The sequence below is a fragment of the Peptoniphilus sp. Marseille-Q6390 genome (genome assembly GCF_965119475.1).
The window spans coordinates 651,430-667,379 of record NZ_CBCPLS010000002.1 but is presented as its reverse complement, the minus strand read 5'-3'; the positions used below and the strand labels follow the sequence as shown (position 1 = coordinate 667,379).

The window sequence follows — 15,950 nt, the reverse complement described above, 5'->3', positions numbered from 1 at the left end:
TTGATTTAATCCCGGATTTTATATTTCCAGATAAAAATAATAAAAAAGTAGGGAGCATACATATTAATACATAATATATAGGATTTAGGCTTTGAATATTTCCAATTGTCATAATAAAAGAAATAACCATCATTAAAAATAATTTTGCTCTAAAATCTATCCTTATCATATCTAATAACCCGCTCCCTAATTCTTACTTACCAATTTTTGAAAAATGTTTTTTCAAAAACACAATTCCTAAGCTACAACCTACAAAAGCACCAATAAATCCTAAAATAGCCATGACTATTAAAATCCAATCAGGCATAACTTTCATCATGGTGTCAATAAATTCTTGCTTATAACCTTGATTTAAAAGCTCTTGTACATACTCATTTCTTGAGATGATAATCGGAACATAGTTTCCTAAAGTACAAAGACTTGAAAAAGAAAATGCTAATCTAGATTTTCCTTTACTGTCATAGGAGCCTGATTTTAATATTATTTCTCCAATAAATCCTGCAATTGCTCCTGTTAAAAGTGCCCATGGACCATGACCCATGATGACATAAGCTAAAGATATTAGCATTGTTTGAATAAAAAGCATTCCTGGCTTCTTAATTTTTGTTGAAAAAAGCATGTTACTAGGTCCAACTAAAATTCCCTGTACTAAGGGAACAATTGGCATCAAAACAGGAACCATAGCTGTAAATGAGCCTATTAGCATAAAAATAAACCCAAGTACTGCAAACAAACCAACATTAATTAAATCTCTAACTTCTAATTTTTTATTCATTTCTAAAACCTCCTTAGTTATCTATTTTTTTCTAAATCTAAAATATAATTTAAAATTGTATCTTTTAGATATTTCCTATTCTCATCATATGAATCTCTTGCATTAAGAACTTGCGAGCTTAATATCATTCCATTTATATAATTTACTAAAAAACCATCTTCAAAAATCTTTGAATCAATTCCTAATTTATCAGATATTGAATCTAATTGATTTACTGTTTCTGTTTTCAAATCTTGAAACATCTTCTCTAAATCTTCATTATATTTTTTTGATTGTAATAAAAGAGAATAAACCTTAGTAATATCAGTATCTGGTAGACATTTATCCACTAAAATTTCACTCATCTGTTCATATTTATCTTGACCTATGTGAGCTTCTAAATAATTATCAATTAAATTATTTCTATACTGATTTCCATCAAGCATTAAATCTTTAAGCATTTCAGCTGTGCTTTTATAATGATGATAGACACCACCTGTACTCATGCCAACTTCTTTAATCACATCTTCCATTGTTGTATTCTGAAATCCTTTGTTCAAAAAACATCTCATTGCAGCATCTCGAATTTCTTTTTTTCTTATTTGACCAACTTTTAATTCCTTGTCCTTCAATAAAAGATCTCCTTTCATCCATTAATTTTCCCGAGGTATCCCTCGGTTTTTATTATAGCTTAATTGAAAAGTATTTTCAATATCAATCAAATTATAAATTTTGCTCTACTCTACCGTATACTTCTTAATTGATTTATTTAAATGCGGTATAATTAATAAAACTTAATAAAACGCTTAACGCTTATAACTTTAATAGCAAGCACAGTAAGTGTACGGACACTTACGAAAAAATTAATGGAGCAGACCTTTATGGCATGCTCCATTTTTTTATGCACCTAACCACACGAAAGTTTACTTGAGTATTTGGTAGGTGCTATGCAAGGACTTCCCAAGAGCTAATATATTTAGTGATTGGTAGAAGTCTACTGCTAATTTTTACCTTGTTAGGGAGAACCCTAAGACCCCGAAATATATTTTATAAAGGAGAATAAAATGGCAAATAGATTTAGAAATGAAAGAATAGAAATTAAACTGACAAAGGAAGAAAAGGAAGTTTTTAAAAGAAAATGAAACTTGCAAACTGCAAAACTATGTCCCACTTTCTTAGAAAGTGTGTATTAGAAAAAGATATTTATGTTGTAGATTTAGAACTATTTAGAAACCTACAATAGCTGCTTTCAAATGCAACAAATAATATAAACCAGATTGCAAAAGCTACTAATACAACTGGTGTTATTTACAAAAATGAAATTGAATCAATGAATAAACAGATAGAAAAATTATCAAGAAAAATATGGCAGATCCATTCCCTACTTCTTAATAAATCAAAAGAAAGTTCTGGTGATTAATATGGCAATTACAAAAATACATCCTATAAAATCAACTCTTAATTCGACAATATATTACATAACTAAGAGGGAAAAACTGATGAAAAAATATTAGTATCTATATTCAAATGTCATCCGTCTACTGCCCATATTCAATTTATGAAAACACGAAAGATCATATTCTATAGCATATTTTGAAACAAAAAAAGAAGTAGAATAATTCCACTTCACATGATTAATATTTCCTTGTCTATAATTTGCCAGACAGTGTCTGTTAAATAAATCTAATTGATCTGTTTTTTCCTTTATATAAATAGTCAACGCTTGGACTATCATCTGCATTTTTGTGATGGAATTTAACGATAAGATAATCATTAATATTTGTAGGTTGATCGTTAACACTTCCCTTGCAGTATCTTTGGTATTTTCCTCAATATCAGCAATTATGCCGAATATCTCATCTTGGTTCTCAATTTTTAAACGATCTTCTGAAGTGTTTTTCATGATTTCAATTTCTTTTACTTCCTCGGCTTTGGGTAGAATTATTTTTTTATTACTAACACATGCAGTTAATGACAAAATAGTTATTAAGACCAGTGCTATTCCAAGATGTTTCATTATCGTTTTCATCTTCCCTTTCGATTTATTATCATGCTCCCTCATACACTTTATCAATCTGTGCAATCATGCTGATACCTTTAAAATCAAATTTTCTGAAATATACTCCTTGATTTGTGCATAAGTAGATTTACTTTAGATACCTATCGAGCCAAACTCATCCACCTCAATTTCAACATTTAGATTTTTATCACATCAGGTTTGGTCAAAAGTGTAATCGCCTCAGCCGTCGAATCTTGCCAATCGAATCACCCTGGTGGGCGCTTCTCTTGGAGATTCTTGGCATGATCAAGTCCTTAGCTTTTTGTAAGAAGGGCAATCGCCTCGCCATGCTACGAGGCATGGACGAAGCAATCAAGCCCACCAACACCTGCTCCTACCGTCGTATCTTTATGCACAAAACCTATTGATTTTATAAGGTCTATCATATTTTTCTGTTTCAATCACAGTTTTTTTGATTCGGCTATTTTACATTATATTTATGGTGTAGCTGCAAAGAAGTATTTAAAAATTGTGTCCATATACTTGACTATGTTGCACCTTTCTTTCTAATTTTGAGCAAAGAAAAAACAGTAAACCGATTTGATTTACTGTTCTTATGGTATCTCTTATAAAATTATTAAATTTTTATGCAACTCTAAATATATCTTCCTAAAAAGCCAACAAACAAAGCTTGAATTGTAGCTATAATTGGTACAAGAAAAAATGGAACTAATAAAAAATGTTCTCGAATTGCCAAATGTTTCATCCAATTATTAAACTCATAATCTTTGTGTCCCTCTGTTCCCGGAATAACTATCTTTTCTTTATATTTTCCTTGAAATAAGAGACAATCCAATAACAAAAAATCTCCTATATTTAATATACTCCACTGAATGTATCCCATCCAAAATATATTCCAAAAGCCAACGATTCCTGAATGTAAAATGCTTATTGTTGAATAAATAAAACAAACTCCCACAATAATGATAGTAAGTGTCATGTTTATCTTTTTCTCTTGCTTTGTCATTTGTTTCGGAGCTATTTTTTGGATAGCCTTTGGATAAGAATCCAAAAAGAATCTTGGATTAATAAGTACCAAAGAAGCCACTGCACCGTTAAAAATAGCTGCTATAGCAATTCCGACAAGGATTGCCTGTACTAAATCCATAAAATCATCTCCCTTTTGCTTTTAAGTTCATATTACTATGTAAATAACAATTTAATATTACTTTTTATATGCAATCATCACACCAATCGGTGCAAGACCTCCATATACCAATTTCATTTCAACTACTGAAAATCCATATTCTTTAATAAAATCTTCAAATTCCTTTTTATCCCATTCTTGATACATCTTAAATCCTATAATAGACATCAACCTTTTTATCATTTTTCTTTGCTTTCCCTCTTTCCATAGAAAAGTGGGGGCGAACAAAGTTCCATTCGGTTTTAACACCCTATATATTTCTTTCATTGCCTCATCCGGTTTAGGCATAATATGAAGTGCATTAGCAATTAAAACACAATCAAATTTTTCATGCGAATAGGATAATGCTACAGCATCGGCTGTTTCAAATGAAAGATTTTCGTATTCCCCACGCTTTTTAGCCTCTAAAATCATTTGCTCGGAGAAATCTGTACCGATCCAACTTTTCGTATGCTTGGAAAGACTAAACGACAATTGTCCTGATCCACAAGCGAGTTCAAGCACCTCCATGTCTTTATTCAAATGAGGACGAATGTATTCGCATACTTTATCATATACTCCTTTGTCTTTTTTCATGAAAGGAGCATATAGCTTAGCAAATTTATCCCAAAATTTTTTATTGCTTTTATCAATCATTTCAACGCTCCTTTAAATATAAAAAGGATCCTATCAATCTTTATATTGAGCCTATTTTCTAATTCATACCTCGTAAGAGAGGAATAATAACTGTTCCTATCCCAAGTAGGAATGTCATAAATGCAGAAAGTCATATGCTGTCATTCTTTTATATTTAATCATTTTGAATTATCTCAAAGCATCCATGATGGCTTCTTCTTTTTCAGGTGTACACTGTGGAATAATTTTTTTCTCCTTTTTAGACTTGTTGTAATGTTCTCGTAATTCTATTCCACATTTCCTTTTTATCTGTGCAATATATAATGACGGAACTTTTAATTCATATTTATTTCAAACATATTCTTTGATTTGAGCATATGTTGCCTTACTTTCAGCACTTATCAAATCAAGCTCATCCAGCTCAATTTAAATATTTTTATGTTTATCGAAATCGAGTTTGGACAAAAGTGCTACTATCTCGCAGTGGCTTGAGTGGTCAGCACAGATAAAATTTAATTTTTAGGGAAGCCTCGTATGTTGGAATATATCCATAACGAATAAGTTAAGTTATACATTATAAGTCTAAACTTTCCTTGTTTAACAAAAAGTCAAATAAATTAATAGTGAGTATTCCATTTTCATCTAAAAATGGTTTTATTCGATCTTTCACGATAATTATTTTCTTAAAAGAGTCATCAATGTTTAACAAGGATGCTTTTTCTTGATTTATTTTTTCTATGGAAGGGAGGCTATATGCAGATTGAATATAATATCTTTTATTTCCAAGGTTGGCTATGAAATCAACTTCCAGCTGTTTCTTTATATCTTTATTATTAATATTTTCCCTTTTAATGACCATTCCTACATCGACCATATAGCCACGATATCTTAATTCGTTATAAATGATATTTTCCATTAGGTGGGTTGGTTCTATCTGTCTAAAGTTTAATCTTGCATTTCTCAACCCTACATCTTCAAAGTATATTTTATAAGGCGTTCCTATATATTTTCTCCCTTTAACATCATATCTATATACTCTTTTTAAGATGAAAGAATCTTCAAAATAGCCTATAAACTTATCAATTGTATTTGCAGAAATTTTAGATTTTTTTATGGACTTAAACGTTGAAGCTATTTTACTTGGATTCGTAAGACTTGAAATTCCTGATGCTAAAATATTAAGTAAGTCTTCTAGTTCAGAAGTTAAGCGTATGTCATACCTATGAACAATATCTCGCAAATATACATTTTCGAGTTGCCCCTTTAGATAATTCATCTTATCTTCATCTGTTTTCATTAAAGCTCCAGCTGGCAAACCGCCGTAAACTTGATATTCAGCAAAAGCATCTTCTTTGTCGCCATCATAAGTTTGAAGAAATTCAGAAAATACAAGGGGCATAATATGAATCTCATCACCCCTACCTGCAAATTCAGTAATGACATCCTTAGATAAGAATCTAGAATTACTCCCAGTAACATAGACATCAAAATTGTTTTGACGCAAAAATCCATTTAAGACTTGCTCAAAAGATTTAAGCAATTGAACTTCATCTAAGAGGATATAAAATTTATCGTTATCATTCGTTTTACTCATGATATAGTCTAAAAATTTTTTAGGATCTACTAATCTTTCACCGCTTAGTACATCTAAATCCATTAAATCTTCGTCAATTTTTAATAAATCTCTTCCTGAATCAAAGGCAAATTTTATAATATGTTTATTATCTACTCCACTTTCAAGCAAATGATTATAAAATAGCTTATTAAGCAAGTAAGATTTACCGCTCCTTCTTATTCCTGTAATAATCTTAATGAACCCATTGTCTTTTTTTCGTATTAATTTATCTAAATAATAATCACGCTTTATTTCCATAAACCTACACCTCTATCTATTTAGAATTATTTCCGTTTTGGAACTTAATCTAAGTATATTATAAAGTGTAAAATCATATAATTCAAATCTATTTAAAAATAATTCCATATCGGACATATTTTTAAATTAGTGTTTAACATTTTCATTCACGTATTTGTCCAGCTTGTGTTCAAGTAATTATCCACAATCCATTCAAGTAATTATCCAATTTTTATTCAAGCACTTGTTCGTGTCCTATTTTCTTATATTTAAGATATAATACTTTTGGAACAAGCCCTTGCCATATGTGGCGGGGATTTTTTGCAATCAAAAGACCCGACTTGGTTCGCATTGTTAAGAGGCGTGTCGGGTACTGTTATTTCTAATGTATATTTACTTTTTATCCCTGTCAATTTTCTATTTCAACTTCAACTGAAGATTTAAATATTACTTTAAGATTTTCATCATAAACTATGATCTTTTTAATTTGTTAATTTGTCATTGAAGCCACCGCTTACCTTCGCCATTACATTAGCATTAAGAATTGTATTTACATTTTTGTTCATACAACATTTGCATTAGCAATTAAAATTATAAGAATTAACACTGCACTCATATACTCAACATCGTCACCTTGTATTACTGGTTTATTTTTTTATTTTCAATATACATAACTTTATCTTTTTTTAATTCTTAATAGATTCTAACTATTTTCTTTTTTCGCCAAAGCATTATTAACTTTATATCCAATGATGAAGTAGAATAGCATTTGCAATACAACTATGATTGTCATAGTTGTATTAGTTAGACTATTACTAAATATTATAATAATATTTAGTAATATAAAAAATATAGTATATATGCGCAAAAGTTTGGCTGCATACTTATGGGCATAATTCCAGTTTTCTTTTGATTTCATACTTAATTCTGTTCTAAATCCACTATACTTACTGATATTTCCATTTGCTTTATACTTATAAAAGAAAGACAAAAACAATCCTGCTATAGGTAATAAACTAATTACAATTTTTTCAAAATTCATACAAAACCCTCTAAAAATCCTAAAGGCTACTACTTTCAACACTATTATAACCTATAATCTTATTTTCTTGACAAAAAACAAATCCTCCGCCGTCGAATCTTACCAATCGAAGCGCTCTGACGGCCGCTTCTCTTGGAGATTCTTGGCATGAGACCTACCTCTCTATTGCTACTTCAATTCGCTGTGCGAATCTCGTACCAATAGGGTTAGGGCTTCAACCCCTATGGTTATGGGGAACATATCCACGCTCGTAAATGGGAACATATCAAAGATTGGCTCTCGTTTGTAGGAACATATCGACTGTAATTATTTCATTTTCAAGCCTTTATCGATAGCTTCCTGAATAATCTTATGACAACAAACTCCCAACGGATTGTTTTCTTTACAATTAGGATTTTTCATTGCCCCAGTGATGGCATTTACTTCTTTTACGGATTTCGCGCCATGCTTTACAACTGCTTCAATTACCTGATTTTCTGTGACTTCGCTACAATAACAAGCATACTTAGGATCTGCATCTTTCTTAAACCAGATAGGAACTCTAACTTGGTCTTTCAAGAATTTTATTTCATTATCTAAGTTATAGTAAACAACGTCGCAGTCCTCGTTCATGCAAATCTTATATTGATCTCCGTTAACAGCATTACGATAATCATCTACCACTAGATGTTCAACAGTTACTTTACTAACGGAAATCCCTTCATTATTACATACAGGACAATTGTCTTTAATTTGATCCGGCTTTTCTGTTTTGCATCCACAACAACATTCATTATTAATCTTCATATTCTTAGCCTCCATATTTTCATTATAATTTCTTTTTTAAACTAGGTAAAACCAATTTCATATACTTGTCATTTATTAATAGCGTCAAACATTTTAGCTGGTGTTAATTTACTTAGCTCCCTGTTGTCAGCCAACGCACGTGTAGCTTTTTTGTGTATAAACACATCAGTGTCATGTTACCCATTGCTCGGCATTCTTCTAATGAACCCAAATACATGGAATGGCAACCCTTTTTTAGACAATTTATAACCGAACATTATCAAGCTTGAAAGTTTCTTTAGATTATAAAATATATTCTCAGACAATCACAGGTAAAGGCTTCGCCCAAATTTCGTTGAAATTTGCCCTTGACAGTCTGTTCATATATTTTATTTAATTTATGAAACTTCCAGAGCTTTTTATTCTGCTTTTCTATATTCTACTGGTGTTTTATATCCTAAAGATCCATGAATTCTTAGGTTATTATACCAATATACGTATTCTGCTAATTTTAGATTAAGTTCTTGGAAATTAGTAAAGTTCTCCTGATATATGAATTCTGTCTTCATTACTTTATTGACTGCTTCGCTTACTGCGTTATCATATGGGCTTCCTTTTTTACTTAGCGATCTTTTTATCCCAAATACCTTTAATATTTCTTCTATTTTTATATTTTTAAATTTTCTTCCTCTGTAAGTTGCGTCTTTTGAAAAGTCAATTTCAGATAATTCATCTTCCCCTATTTCTATATCTAAATGATGTTCTGTATTTAGTTTGGACAACAGAGCTACCGTCTCGCAGTGCGTTGTCTTTTGATTGGGAACATAATTTTTTATCCTCGTCATTTTTGTGGGAGCACAATTTATCACTGTCATTGTCTTTGGCATTTTTTCTTTTATCTTTAAAATTATTTGAATCTTGACTATCTTTAACCCCTGTTTTGAAATAGAATGTTAAGTCATATGGATGAACTGTTTCGTCTTTGTCAATTCTTCCAACCACAACTTTATCAACTATGCTTTCAAATACTGTTCTGTTAAATTCCTCTATAATTTCTTTATTTTCTAAGACTTTTTTAAATTGCTTTAATCTTTCTTTAATAGAGTCTTCATCTTTTATCGTTAGTTCCAGTGTTTTCTTTTCATCAAGTAATTCTTCTTTTTGTTTTGTAAGTTTTTTATACTTTTTAGCATAAACTTCTTCGTCTATACTATCTTCTAAATGAAGATCAACTAACTTTCTTTCTTGACTAATGATTCTGTTTAATTGGTTTTCTAACTTTTTCAAATCTTTGACTAAAGTATTATCATTTATTTCTTCTTCAACAATCTTTAAAAAGTCATCTATTATTGTTGAATCTGCATGGCATAATTGCCTATAGCTTTCAACAAATGATTTTTCTATTGCTGCTTCTTGTATTCCCTTTGAATGAGGGCAATATTTTTTACCTTTTTTAGTTGACTTTACACATTGCCAGTTAATTTTTTTATAAATTGAACTAGTGTGCCATGTTCTTCTTGAAAGTATTTCACCACAAAATCCACATTCCAGCATACTTGAAAAAGCGTATTGCCTTGATAGTTTCTCTCTTTTTCTATCCTTATTAGCAATGGTGTTTCTATTTTGTGCTCTCCTGAGTCTAATCTCCTGTGCCTTTTCAAAATCTTCTCTTGATATAATTGGCTCGTGATGATTTTCAATGTGGTATTTATCAGATTCACCAAAGTTTGCTAGTCTTCTTTTTGTTATGGGATCAACTGTGAAGGTCTTTCCCATTAGTATATCTCCAATATACTTTTCATTTTTAATTATTCCTAACACTGTAGTATCAGACCATTTTGTTTTACCTCTCGGGGTGAGATATCCTTGCTCTTCTAGTTCTCTACCAATGACTGAGCCACCATTGCCCTCTAAATATCTTTTAAAGATGTATCTGACAATTTTAGCTTCTTCTTCATTTATAGAGATACTTTTTGTTATAGGGTCATAGTCGTATCCAAGGCAACCTTGAAAACCAATAAGTTCCCCTTTTTCCATTTTCATTTTCAGTCCTTTTTTTACATGGGCTGAGGTATTTTCTACTTCTTGTTGAGCTACTGAACTTAATATTGTTAATAGTAACTCTCCATCCATTGTCAAAGTATCTATATTTTCTTCTTCAAATACTACACCAACATTGTTTTCCTTTAATAGTCTTACATATTTTAAGGTATCTAATGTATTTCTAGCAAATCTTGATATAGATTTAGTAATTATCATGTCTATATCTCCATTTTGGCAATCACTTATTAACCTCATGAAATCTGCTCTTTTAGTAGCAGTTGTTCCTGTAGTTGCTTCATCGGCGTATATACCAGCCAAAGTCCAGTTTTTATTATTTTTTATTAGATTCGTATAATAATCAACTTGCGATTTATATGATTCAAGTTGGTCTTTACTATCAGTGCTAACTCGACAATATGCTGCAACACGTTTTAAATCTAAATGTAGTGCATTTCTATTTCTAGCTCCTGTATTTGAAGCTTTTATTAATTTTACTTTAGTATTCATTTTACCTCCTTCCCATTTTGTATCTTTCTACAGTGTTATTATATCACAAGATTAACTACTTTCTATCTCTTCTTATAATCATTTTCTATTCTATTTTTTATTTTTGTATATTCCTTATCATTAATTAATTTAAGATCATAAAGTCTACATAACATAGCAACTCTCATGCTATAAACTTTTATTGCTTTCATAATAACCTCCTATGTAAATTTAAGTTTTTTGACATTGACAAGTGCTTTGGATTAGCAACATAGGAATCTCACCTCCGCCTCTGTTCAGGATGAGCCGGCTTCAACCTTAGAAGTATCATTATCCTCATTTTCTTCATAGCGAATAGGGTATCCCTCCCTATATTCAAACTCTTACTTATCGCTCCCTTTCTTTTTCCCTTGCTTTTAGCTTAGCAGTACTTGTTTTGCCGAATTATTCAGCAGAAAGATCTTGGCGGATAGGTTATTACGCTCCAAAAATGATTAACGTCTTGTCTTGGTCTATTCAGTTGTTAAGGTTCAAAATTTATCGAGAGTTATTAATCTTTTTTAAATTTGACCATCAGAAAATACTTATCTTGATGAAACAAAATTGTTTAAAATTACCCTCTTATACTTAACAGTGAAAAGAAGTCTTTCTTGGTAACCAATTTTCAAAAATAAATTTGGTTAAATAAAAAGGTCCAATTCACACTGTATAAGTAACAGTGAAAATTAGACCCTCTTGGCAACTGTCATCTAAAAGTTTTCCAACATTTCCTTTAGTTTTTCTAAGACTTTATTACGCCTTTTAATAACGGCTGGATGAGAAATATTCAATTTAGCAGCTACTTCTCTAATTGTTTCTTCTTTATAAAAAAGACTTTCTACCAAATCCCTTTCAACAGGGTTGAGTTTAGAAATAGCTCTTCTTACTTCTTCAATCATTTCCTTTGTTTCGATAATTTTTTCAACATCAAATTCCAGATCTTCTAAATTTTCTTCAAAATTACCATCATGATCATAGGAACAAAAAAAGAAACAGTTATTTAACCTGTCTCTTCTCATTTGATATTTCTCTTTATTCAATTCACTATGATAAGCAAGATATACCTCTTTGCTAACAACTACTTTCTTCCCTTCTACAAATAAATAATATTCTTTGTCCATTAATTTTTCCTCCTTGTTGACATGAATTTCTTTTGTTTGAAAATGAAATTCACACAAGGAGGACTTCTATTTCTTTGCATATATTCTCCTGGGCATAAAAAAAGACCGAAAGAAAATAAATTCTTTCAGTCAATGAATGCCAATATTAAATTTAGGTACAAATCACCCATCATGGATATTATATATGCACTTAAGTACACATAAAATTCGTATATGGTACTTTTTTCATTCGGAAATAGTACGCAATCAGTTCGTCATAAATTAATTTCTTATATATTCATTATTTCTTCAATGCTACGACCGTCTTCAAGTTGACTAATAGCAGTTGGTAAAGTATATCCCCAAATTATTACACCAACCAATGCAATTGCTTCCTTTTTTCTTTGATAATAAACAGTTCTCTCTAAAGATACAATTCTCATACAAGTTTCATCAGTAATCTTTTTTTCAGAGATGTAGTAGTTATAAATAATCTTATGATAAATTACTCCATATTCTGGATAAACTTTTAGCCTAACACAGGCATCATAAATTATTAAAAGCATAAGCTTACTATCCATTACATTGGAAACTCTATTATTAAACTTTTCTTCAACTCTTTCTGGAGCAAATGTAGAAAGATACAGGTAAGCAGATTCTGAAGTTGATCCATAGTTTTCTTTACTTTCAAACATCATAAAATTTGCCCTGCTATCTACTGCCCAGGTAACTTGTCTATATAAACTTAAAATAAGTTTTGCAGCTGAACTGATTTCTTCAAATTTCAAGTTGCTATCTGCATACATGTTCATTATATTCTTTAAAGTTTTACTTATTCTCAATCTAATCACCCCAATACAACTTATTTACAAACTTGAATGTTTGCGCTATAATGTGTATATAAGTTCAGTTTGTATTATATCTCAAACAGAAAAATAATTCAAGCACTATTGTTCGTATTAAAAGTTATAAATGCATATTAGTACAGGAGGTTAAAATTATGGCTTTGCGGATAGATTAAAGGATTTTCGTGAAAAAGAAAAGTTAAGTCAAGCAGATTTTGCAAAGATGATAGGAATAAGTACAAGAACTCTTGTACATTATGAAGACGGAGAAAGATACCCAAGAGATGTCGAGGTTTACAAAAAAATAGCTGAAGTTATGGACTGTGATTACAATTACCTTCTAGAAGAAAGTGACGAGTTTTTAAATAGAGTTTATAACATTGGTGGCAAAAGAGAATTAGAAAAAGCTAGAGCATTAACTGAAGGTCTAAGCTCTTTATTTGCTGGTGGAGAAATTTCTGACGAAGATAAAGATGCTGCTTTTGAAGCTATTACTCGTGCTTATTGGGAGGCTAAAAGAGAAAACAAGAAATACGGTCGTAAGAAAAAAGATTAGGTGATTTTATGAGCATGAATCGCTATATATATGATAAGGTTAATCGACTTATAAAAAAATATAAGACACGAGATCCTATCGAATTAATAGAAGCTTTGAATATTAACCTGGTATATCTACCTGAAACAAAAATACTTTTAGGAATGTATCATTATATTCAAAGGAACAGATTTATTTTTATCAGTAGCAACACAAATTTTAATAGAAAGACTATATTAGCACACGAATTAGGTCACGATCAACTTCACAGAGATTATTGTATGAGCGGCGGAGCTTTTCATGACCAAACAGTACTAAATCCTACAAATAAATTTGAAACTGAAGCTAATATTTTTGCAGCTCATTTATTAATAAGTGATGAAGATATCCTAGATAATATCAATGATCAAGTTTGTGATTATGAAATCGCTGGACAGTTAGGCGTAGATATAAATTTACTAAATCTAAAAATTTCTGAGTTAGCAAAAATGGGAAAGTTTAATAAACCAGTTAATGTTAATATACCTCAGGGAGATTTTCTTAAAAACTATCGCCCTGAACATGATGATTATTAGGAGACTCTATGGGAATTTTTATTGCAGGATATTTTTTATTAATCCTTTCTGGAATAGTTTTCTACTATCTCATCTCTACCTACTCTGTAAAAATCTCAGCATTTTTGATTGATTTTATAGTTGTAGGTTTAGGATTTTATATATCCATAAAAGATAAACTAGATAACAAATTAGCTATTCCCCTTTCAATTACAGTAGTAATAATTTATGGAATATTGCTAGTTTTAATAAATCAAAAGCTACCAAAGGTTAGCAGGTTTTTAAACTATATAATTGCTTTTATAGGATCATCAGTTGCTTTATGGTTGGCACTAGATTTTATAACAAACACTCTAGCCGCTTTTAAAATAATAGGTCAAACTTATCATCAATTACCAATAACAAAAAGTATGATGATAAATTCCTTTATACATTATGTAATTGTATTCTTGATTAGTATTCCAGTGTTTAAAGGTAGAATGAAATTTATACATGGAGGAAATTATGAGTAAAGAAATGGATAAAAATAAAGACGAAAATCATGATAAAAAGGAACTTCAAATTAGATCATCTGCTGCTGAATACTTGACTTTTATTGCAGCAAATGGTGATGATCAAGAAGCTATTGAAATTAGATATGAAGATGAAAATATTTGGCTTACTCAAAAGATGATGGCAGCTCTTTATGATGTCAGTACTGCAGCAATAAATCAGCACTTAAAAAAAATATTTGATGACAATGAATTACAAGAAGAAGCAACTATTAAGAATTTCTTAATAGTTCAAAAAGAAGGTTCTAGAAATGTTTCAAGAGAAACAAAACACTACAACTTACAAGCAATTATTGCAGTAGGTTTTAAAGTAAATAATGAACGTGCCGTCCAATTTAGAAAGTGGGCAAACCAAATTGTAAAAGATTTTACAATTAAAGGTTGGGCAATGGATGATGAAAGACTCAAAAATTCTGGCACAAAACTTACCAAGGATTATTTCGAAAAATTACTTGTAAAAATTCGTGAAATTAGATTATCTGAAAGAAGATTCTATCAAAAAATCACAGATATTTATGCTACATCTTTAGATTATGATCCATCTGCAAAAGCAACAAAAAGATTTTTTGCAGCTATTCAAAACAAATTGCACTATGCAATTCATGGAAAAACTGCAGCTGAATTAATTGTAGATAGAGCCAACCACAAAACTAAAAATATGGGACTTACTACTTGGGAAGGATCTCCAGATTCAAAAATTCATAAATATGATGTAGTTGTTGCAAAAAATTATCTAAATGAAGAAGAATTAAATCAAATGCAAAGAATTGTTTCATCATATTTGGACATGGCAGAACTACAAGCAGAAAGACATATCCCTATGACTATGGAAGATTGGGAAAAAAGATTAAATGGATTTTTACAATTATGGGATAAAGAAATCTTAAACGATGCAGGAAAAGTGTCTGCAGCTCTTGCTAAAAAGCACGCAGAGAGTGAGTTTGAAAAATATAGAATTATACAAGATAGACTTTACAAAAGTGATTTTGATAAGTTCTTAGAACTAGAAAATGATACTAAAAAATTAGAAGAATAACTTAATATACGCTTAATGCTTATAACTTTAATAGCAAGCACAGTAAGTGAGTACCCACTTACGAAAAATTGATGAAGCAGAACCTTTATGGACTGCTTCTTTTTTTATCAATTTTACCTTGTTAGGGAGAACCCTAAGACCCCAATATTTTATAATAAGGAGATATACTATGGATAATAGAAAAAGAAATAATCAACTAAAAATATATTTAACAGATGAAGAAAAAGAAATCTTTGAAAAGAAAATGAAACTTGCTAATTGTAAAACTATGTCCCACTTTCTTAGAAAGTGCGTATTAGAGAAAGAAATTTATGTAGTGGATTTAGAACCATTTAGAAACCTGCAATGGCTACTTTCAAATGCAACAAATAACATAAACCAGATTGCAAAAGCAACTAATACAACTGGTGTTATTTACAAAAATGAAATTGAATCAATGAATAAGCAGATAGAGAAATTATCAAGAGAAATATGGCAGATCCATTCCCTACTTCTAAATAAATCAAAAGAAAGTTATGGTGCCTAAT

Annotated in this window: 16 protein-coding genes and 5 pseudogenes; 7 read left to right on the top strand and 14 right to left on the bottom strand. The window is 30.4% G+C overall.

Features of this window, described 5'->3' with window-relative positions; genetic code table 11:
• Nucleotides 1–193 precede the first annotated feature (193 nt).
• Nucleotides 194–775, bottom strand: coding sequence for an MptD family putative ECF transporter S component (locus ACWPVO_RS09135; protein ID WP_072470056.1), 582 nt, complete (start codon nucleotides 773–775; stop codon nucleotides 194–196).
• Nucleotides 776–792: 17 nt separating this feature from the next.
• A complete protein-coding gene (locus ACWPVO_RS09130) occupies nucleotides 793–1,404 on the bottom strand; it encodes a TetR/AcrR family transcriptional regulator (protein ID WP_454207951.1) in 612 nt (203 codons plus the stop codon).
• A gap of 414 nt (nucleotides 1,405–1,818) precedes the next feature.
• Here ACWPVO_RS09130 and ACWPVO_RS09125 point away from each other — a divergent pair.
• Both ACWPVO_RS09125 and ACWPVO_RS09120 read left to right on the top strand, forming a co-directional pair.
• Nucleotides 1,819–2,174: pseudogene (locus ACWPVO_RS09125) on the top strand (plasmid mobilization protein).
• A 1-nt stretch (nucleotide 2,175) separates the two neighbouring features.
• Nucleotides 2,176–2,327: pseudogene (locus ACWPVO_RS09120) on the top strand (relaxase); the annotation flags it as partial.
• Here ACWPVO_RS09120 and ACWPVO_RS09115 read toward each other — a convergent pair.
• The 12 genes and pseudogenes from ACWPVO_RS09115 to ACWPVO_RS09060 form a co-directional block, all read right to left on the bottom strand.
• Nucleotides 2,265–2,657, bottom strand: a complete 393-nt coding sequence (locus tag ACWPVO_RS09115; RefSeq protein ID WP_454207971.1) for a hypothetical protein — start codon at nucleotides 2,655–2,657, stop codon at nucleotides 2,265–2,267. The pseudogene ACWPVO_RS09120 and the gene ACWPVO_RS09115 overlap by 63 nt on opposite strands.
• 751 nt (nucleotides 2,658–3,408) lie before the next feature.
• Complete coding sequence (locus ACWPVO_RS09110) at nucleotides 3,409–3,921, bottom strand: hypothetical protein (RefSeq protein ID WP_412622449.1); 513 nt, start codon at nucleotides 3,919–3,921, stop codon at nucleotides 3,409–3,411.
• A 57-nt stretch (nucleotides 3,922–3,978) separates the two neighbouring features.
• Nucleotides 3,979–4,596, bottom strand: a complete 618-nt coding sequence (locus ACWPVO_RS09105; RefSeq protein ID WP_454207949.1) for a class I SAM-dependent methyltransferase — start codon at nucleotides 4,594–4,596, stop codon at nucleotides 3,979–3,981.
• 168 nt (nucleotides 4,597–4,764) lie between these two features.
• Nucleotides 4,765–5,061 (bottom strand): annotated as a pseudogene (locus tag ACWPVO_RS09100) (23S rRNA (uracil(1939)-C(5))-methyltransferase RlmD); the annotation flags it as partial.
• An 88-nt stretch (nucleotides 5,062–5,149) separates the two neighbouring features.
• Nucleotides 5,150–6,448, bottom strand: a complete 1,299-nt coding sequence (locus ACWPVO_RS09095) for an ATP-binding protein (RefSeq protein WP_454207947.1) — start codon at nucleotides 6,446–6,448, stop codon at nucleotides 5,150–5,152.
• Nucleotides 6,449–7,130: 682 nt separating this feature from the next.
• A complete protein-coding gene (locus ACWPVO_RS09090; RefSeq protein ID WP_040541567.1) occupies nucleotides 7,131–7,469 on the bottom strand; it encodes an SdpI family protein in 339 nt (112 codons plus the stop codon).
• A 306-nt stretch (nucleotides 7,470–7,775) separates the two neighbouring features.
• Nucleotides 7,776–8,255, bottom strand: coding sequence for a Csac_0668 family 2Fe-2S cluster-binding (seleno)protein (locus tag ACWPVO_RS09085; protein WP_050150156.1), 480 nt, complete (start codon nucleotides 8,253–8,255; stop codon nucleotides 7,776–7,778).
• Nucleotides 8,256–8,653: 398 nt separating this feature from the next.
• Nucleotides 8,654–8,926: pseudogene (locus ACWPVO_RS09080) on the bottom strand (transposase); the annotation flags it as partial.
• 37 nt (nucleotides 8,927–8,963) lie between these two features.
• Complete coding sequence (locus ACWPVO_RS09075; protein WP_454207944.1) at nucleotides 8,964–10,784, bottom strand: recombinase family protein; 1,821 nt, start codon at nucleotides 10,782–10,784, stop codon at nucleotides 8,964–8,966.
• A 62-nt stretch (nucleotides 10,785–10,846) separates the two neighbouring features.
• Nucleotides 10,847–10,975, bottom strand: coding sequence for a hypothetical protein (locus ACWPVO_RS09070; RefSeq protein ID WP_454207942.1), 129 nt, complete (start codon nucleotides 10,973–10,975; stop codon nucleotides 10,847–10,849).
• A gap of 537 nt (nucleotides 10,976–11,512) precedes the next feature.
• Nucleotides 11,513–11,923, bottom strand: coding sequence for a sigma-70 family RNA polymerase sigma factor (locus tag ACWPVO_RS09065; protein WP_264350333.1), 411 nt, complete (start codon nucleotides 11,921–11,923; stop codon nucleotides 11,513–11,515).
• Nucleotides 11,924–12,192: 269 nt separating this feature from the next.
• A complete protein-coding gene (locus tag ACWPVO_RS09060) occupies nucleotides 12,193–12,714 on the bottom strand; it encodes a hypothetical protein (protein ID WP_454207969.1) in 522 nt (173 codons plus the stop codon).
• Nucleotides 12,715–12,919: 205 nt separating this feature from the next.
• Here ACWPVO_RS09060 and ACWPVO_RS09055 point away from each other — a divergent pair.
• From ACWPVO_RS09055 to ACWPVO_RS09035, 5 genes and pseudogenes are all read left to right on the top strand, one after another.
• Nucleotides 12,920–13,303, top strand: a pseudogene (locus ACWPVO_RS09055) (helix-turn-helix domain-containing protein); the annotation flags it as partial.
• Between the two features lie 8 nt (nucleotides 13,304–13,311).
• Nucleotides 13,312–13,857, top strand: a complete 546-nt coding sequence (locus tag ACWPVO_RS09050) for an ImmA/IrrE family metallo-endopeptidase (protein WP_454207940.1) — start codon at nucleotides 13,312–13,314, stop codon at nucleotides 13,855–13,857.
• Between the two features lie 8 nt (nucleotides 13,858–13,865).
• Nucleotides 13,866–14,348 carry a hypothetical protein gene (locus tag ACWPVO_RS09045; protein ID WP_454207938.1) on the top strand — a complete coding sequence of 161 codons (483 nt, stop codon included), beginning with the start codon at nucleotides 13,866–13,868 and terminating at the stop codon, nucleotides 14,346–14,348.
• On the top strand, nucleotides 14,341–15,423 hold the full coding sequence (locus tag ACWPVO_RS09040; RefSeq protein ID WP_454207936.1) for a virulence RhuM family protein: 1,083 nt from the start codon (nucleotides 14,341–14,343) through the stop codon (nucleotides 15,421–15,423). The genes ACWPVO_RS09045 and ACWPVO_RS09040 overlap by 8 nt, the downstream gene beginning before the upstream one ends.
• Before the next feature lie 169 nt (nucleotides 15,424–15,592).
• Complete coding sequence (locus ACWPVO_RS09035; protein ID WP_454207934.1) at nucleotides 15,593–15,949, top strand: plasmid mobilization protein; 357 nt, start codon at nucleotides 15,593–15,595, stop codon at nucleotides 15,947–15,949.
• The last annotated feature ends 1 nt before the right edge of the window (nucleotide 15,950 follow it).

Coding starts and splice junctions, on each gene's coding strand:
- ACWPVO_RS09135 (WP_072470056.1), bottom strand. CDS start 775: ATGAATAAAAAATTAGAAGTTAGAGATTTAATTAATGTTGGTTTGTTT.
- ACWPVO_RS09130 (WP_454207951.1), bottom strand. CDS start 1,404: ATGAAAGGAGATCTTTTATTGAAGGACAAGGAATTAAAAGTTGGTCAA.
- ACWPVO_RS09115 (WP_454207971.1), bottom strand. CDS start 2,657: ATGAAAAACACTTCAGAAGATCGTTTAAAAATTGAGAACCAAGATGAG.
- ACWPVO_RS09110 (WP_412622449.1), bottom strand. CDS start 3,921: ATGGATTTAGTACAGGCAATCCTTGTCGGAATTGCTATAGCAGCTATT.
- ACWPVO_RS09105 (WP_454207949.1), bottom strand. CDS start 4,596: ATGATTGATAAAAGCAATAAAAAATTTTGGGATAAATTTGCTAAGCTA.
- ACWPVO_RS09095 (WP_454207947.1), bottom strand. CDS start 6,448: ATGGAAATAAAGCGTGATTATTATTTAGATAAATTAATACGAAAAAAA.
- ACWPVO_RS09090 (WP_040541567.1), bottom strand. CDS start 7,469: ATGAATTTTGAAAAAATTGTAATTAGTTTATTACCTATAGCAGGATTG.
- ACWPVO_RS09085 (WP_050150156.1), bottom strand. CDS start 8,255: ATGAAGATTAATAATGAATGTTGTTGTGGATGCAAAACAGAAAAGCCG.
- ACWPVO_RS09075 (WP_454207944.1), bottom strand. CDS start 10,784: ATGAATACTAAAGTAAAATTAATAAAAGCTTCAAATACAGGAGCTAGA.
- ACWPVO_RS09070 (WP_454207942.1), bottom strand. CDS start 10,975: ATGAAAGCAATAAAAGTTTATAGCATGAGAGTTGCTATGTTATGTAGA.
- ACWPVO_RS09065 (WP_264350333.1), bottom strand. CDS start 11,923: ATGGACAAAGAATATTATTTATTTGTAGAAGGGAAGAAAGTAGTTGTT.
- ACWPVO_RS09060 (WP_454207969.1), bottom strand. CDS start 12,714: ATGAACATGTATGCAGATAGCAACTTGAAATTTGAAGAAATCAGTTCA.
- ACWPVO_RS09050 (WP_454207940.1), top strand. CDS start 13,312: ATGAGCATGAATCGCTATATATATGATAAGGTTAATCGACTTATAAAA.
- ACWPVO_RS09045 (WP_454207938.1), top strand. CDS start 13,866: ATGGGAATTTTTATTGCAGGATATTTTTTATTAATCCTTTCTGGAATA.
- ACWPVO_RS09040 (WP_454207936.1), top strand. CDS start 14,341: ATGAGTAAAGAAATGGATAAAAATAAAGACGAAAATCATGATAAAAAG.
- ACWPVO_RS09035 (WP_454207934.1), top strand. CDS start 15,593: ATGGATAATAGAAAAAGAAATAATCAACTAAAAATATATTTAACAGAT.